The sequence below is a fragment of the Gordonia sp. (in: high G+C Gram-positive bacteria) genome, assembly GCF_047606305.1.
Classification (GTDB): Bacteria; Actinomycetota; Actinomycetes; order Mycobacteriales; family Mycobacteriaceae; genus Gordonia.
This window is the reverse complement of the sequence record NZ_JASGER010000120.1, coordinates 1-3,991: the sequence shown is the minus strand read 5'-3', so window position 1 is coordinate 3,991 and position 3,991 is coordinate 1. Positions and strand designations below refer to the sequence as shown.

The 3,991-nt window shown below is 70.9% G+C and carries 3 protein-coding genes; 2 read left to right on the top strand and 1 reads right to left on the bottom strand.

Features of this window, described 5'->3' with window-relative positions; translation table 11 throughout:
- The first annotated feature begins 11 nt into the window (after positions 1-11).
- Both QM634_RS15485 and QM634_RS15480 read left to right on the top strand, forming a co-directional pair.
- On the top strand, positions 12-1,130 hold the full coding sequence (locus QM634_RS15485; protein ID WP_415043669.1) for an MBL fold metallo-hydrolase: 1,119 nt from the start codon (positions 12-14) through the stop codon (positions 1,128-1,130).
- Complete coding sequence (locus QM634_RS15480) at positions 1,127-3,772, top strand: HAD-IC family P-type ATPase (protein WP_415043668.1); 2,646 nt, start codon at positions 1,127-1,129, stop codon at positions 3,770-3,772. Before QM634_RS15485 ends, QM634_RS15480 begins: the two co-directional genes overlap by 4 nt.
- On the opposite strand, the gene QM634_RS15475 is transcribed toward QM634_RS15480, so the two are convergent.
- On the bottom strand, positions 3,729-3,991 hold a 263-nt coding region (locus QM634_RS15475), incomplete at its 5' end, for a DNA-3-methyladenine glycosylase (protein ID WP_415043667.1). The genes QM634_RS15480 and QM634_RS15475 overlap by 44 nt on opposite strands.

Here is a 3,991-nt window from a genome sequence, read left to right as displayed (position 1 = left end):
GCGGGGCCGCCGTGCGCGCCGCCGTCCTGTCCGCGACGGCCGCGGCCACCGACCGTCTGGCCGGTGCGGGCCTGCCCGGCGCCAAGGCGATCGGGGCGACCCCGGAGCAGATCGCGGCCGAGACCGCGGCGTCGCGGTACGTCGTCGACGGCCGCTTCACCAACCTCGACCCGATGGGTGCGGCCGCCGGTGTGCCGGTGGGCGCGGTCGGCGACATGATCCGCCGTCCCGGCCGGCCGACGGGACCGATCATGGTGTCGACGCCCGACTTCGCCCCGCGGCCGCGGCCGCTGGCCGCGACCTGGCTCGGGCACGCCACCGCGCTCGTCGAGCTCGACGGGGTGCGGATCCTCACCGACCCGGTGTTCTCCCGACGCGCCTCGCCGTCGCAACTGGTCGGTCCGGCGCGCATGCACCCGGCGCCGGTCGAGGTCGCCGACCTGCCGCCGATCGACGTCGTGTTGATCAGCCACGACCACTACGACCACCTCGACACGGCCAGCGTCGTGGCGCTCGCGCACACCCAGCCGACCGCCGTGTTCGTTTGTCCGCTCGGCGTCGGCGCCCATCTGCGGGCGTGGGGCATCGAGGCTGAACGGATCCGGCTCGCCGACTGGCACGGCGAGGTCCAGGCGGCCGGGCTGCGCTTCGTCGCCGTGCCCGCACGGCACTTCTCCGGCCGTGGACTCGAGCGCAACCTCACGTTGTGGGCGAGCTGGGCGGTGATCGGACCGCAGCACCGGATGTTCTTCTCCGGCGACACCGGCTTCTCCGAATCCTTCGAGGACGTGGGCGCCGCTCACGGCCCGTTCGGACTGACGTTGATCGCGATCGGCGCCTACGACCCGCTGTGGCCCGACATCCACGTCAATCCGGAGGAAGCGGTCACCATCCATCGGATGCTCACCAGGGGGGAGGACGGTCTACTCCTGCCGCTGCATTGGGGTACGTTCAACCTCGCGCGACACACGTGGGGCGAGCCCGCCGCGCGGCTGATCCACGCCGCGCAGGGCCGCGCCGGGCAGTCGGCGTCGGCCATCGTCATCCCCCAACCCGGGGGCGAGATCGACGTCACCCACCGCACCGGGACCGCCACCGTCGCGCCAGACTGGTGGAAGGAGTCGGCGTGAGCGTCGAATCACCCGAACGGACCGATCCGGTCGACCCCGTGCGCGGGTTGACCGCGGCCCAGGTGGCCCAGCGCGTGGCCGCCGGCCAGGCGAACGTGTCCGCCGACAAGACCGGCCGCACGGTCGGTCAGATCATCCGCGCCAACGTCTTCACCCGCATCAACGCGATGCTCGGTGTCCTGTTCGTCCTGGTGATGCTCACCGGTTCGTTCAAGAACGGCCTGTTCGGCCTGATCATCATCGCCAACAGCGGCATCGGCATCATCCAGGAGATCCGCGCCAAGCGGACTCTGGACAAGCTGTCCATCGTCGGGCGGGCCAAGCCGACGGTCCGCCGCGACGGGAAGCCCGTGGCCGTCGAGCCGGAGGCGGTCGTGCTCGACGACATCATCGAGATCGGTCCGGGCGACCAGATCGTCGTCGACGGGGAGACGGTCGAGGCCACCGCCCTGGACGTCGACGAGTCGCTGCTCACCGGTGAGGCCGACCCGGTCGACAAGAACCCCGGCGACGAGATCCTGTCGGGCAGCTTCGTGGTCTCCGGATCCGGCGCCTACCGGGCGACGAAGGTGGGCGGCGACGCCTATGCCGCCAAGCTGGCCGCCGAGGCGTCGAAGTTCACCCTGGTGGACTCCGAGCTGCGCACCGGCATCAACCGGATCCTGCAGGTCATCACCTGGCTGCTCATCCCCGCCGGCATCCTGACGATCGTCAACCAGTTGTTCATCGCCGGTGACGGGTTGTCCTTCGACTCGCTGACCCACTTCTGGGAGTCGATGCGGCCGGGTCTGCTCGGCATGGTCGCCGCGCTCGTGCCGATGATCCCCGAGGGCCTGGTGCTGATGACCTCGATCGCCTTCGCGGTCGGCGTCGTCCGCCTGGGGCGGCGACAGTGCCTGGTCAACGAGCTGCCGGCCATCGAGGGCCTGGCCCGCGTCAACATCGTCTGCGCCGACAAGACCGGCACGCTGACCGAGAACGGCATGCGACTGCACGACGTCGAGCCGCTCGGCGACGCCGATCGCGAGCAGGTCGAGGCGGTGTTGGCGGCCATCGCCGCGGCCGACCCGCGGCCGAACGCGAGTATCGAGGCGATCGGCGAGGCGTACCCCACCTCCCCGAACTGGACGACGACGGCCGTCCAGCCGTTCTCCTCGGCGCTCAAGTGGAGCGGCATGTCCTTCGCCGACGCCTCCGGCTCCGATGCCGGCAACTGGCTGATAGGCGCCCCCGACATCCTGCTCGACCCGTCCAGCGAGGTGTCCGCACGGGCGACGACCATCGGCGAGACCGGCCAGCGCGTGCTGTTGCTGGCCCGCACCGCCGTCGCGGTCGACCAGCCAGGCGCCACCGACCAGATGACCCCGGTCGCCCTGGTCGTGCTCGAACAGCGGGTGCGCCCGGACGCCAAGGACACCCTGGAGTACTTCGAGCGCCAGCACGTCGACGTCAAGGTCATCTCCGGTGACAACGCACGCTCGGTCGGGGCGGTCGCCTCCTCGCTCGGGCTGGGCACCGTCGACGGTGCGGTCGACGGCCGCCAGCTGCCGACCGGCAACGACGAGCTCGCCGAGGTCGTCTCCGACGGCACCATCTTCGGCCGTATCCGCCCCGATCAGAAGCGGGCCATGGTGAAGGCGCTGCAGTCGCGGCACAACACCGTCGCCATGACCGGCGACGGCGTCAACGACGTGCTCGCCCTCAAGGACGCCGACATCGGCGTCGCGATGGGTTCGGGCAGCTCGGCGGCGCGGTCGGTCGCCCAGATCGTCCTGCTGGACAACAAGTTCGCGACCCTTCCGTACGTCGTCGGCGAGGGCCGCCGCGTCATCGGCAACATCGAGCGCGTCGCCAACCTGTTCCTCACCAAGACGGTGTACGCGGTGCTGCTGGCGCTGTTGGTCGGCCTCGCCGGCGTCGCCGGCAAGATCTTCGGCTTCACGTCGCTGGCCTACCCGTTCCAGCCGATCCACGTCACGATCTCGGCGTGGTTCACCATCGGCATCCCGGCATTCGTGCTGTCCCTCGCGCCCAACAACGAGCGGGCCCGGCCGGGCTTCGTCAAGCGCGTCCTCACCCAGGCGGTGCCCAACGGGATCATCGTCGGGCTGGTCGCGTTCATCACCTTCGTGATCGTCAACCCCGGCGGCCGGCACGGCCCGAAGCTGGGGGAGAAGGTCGACGCCCTGCCGCCGGAGGTCGTGCAGGCGTCCACCGCGACGCTGATCGCGCTGATCGCGACGGCGTTCTACGTGCTGGTGGTCGTCGCGCGGCCGTACAACTGGTGGAAGATCCTCCTGCTGACGGTGTCGGCGCTGGCCTACGTGGTCATCTTCGCCTGGCCGATGAACCGCGGACCGCGCCTGCACTACTCGCTGTTCGGCAAGGAGCACACGGTCCTGATCAGCCCGCAGAACAACTTCAACCTGGACTCGTCGAACACCCACATGGTGCTCGTCGCGCTGGGCATGGCGGTCCTGGGGATGATCGCCATCGAGGTGGTCAGTCGCCTGCTGCCGCGGTTCTTCCCGGAGGACGCCCCGGCTCCCGTCGACGACCGCGACGCCGATCCGGCACTGGCCGCGGCCGCGTCGTCGGTCAGCCCGGCGCCGCAGCGCGCGGATGCCGCCGATAGGCGCTGACCGAGGGTTCCTGCGCCAACCAGAACCGCCAGGGTTCGTCGGCGGCCAACCGCACCCCCACGCGGGGCCCGCTGTGCACCGACGCCGCGGGTACCGGGTCCTCGCGCGGGATGAGCGCCACCGGTGACGGCTCGCGCAGATCGGTGCCCAGGTCGTCGATCGTGATCCCCAGCGCCCGCGTCAGGTTGCCCGGCCCGCGCGCCAGGGCGTCGTCGTCGC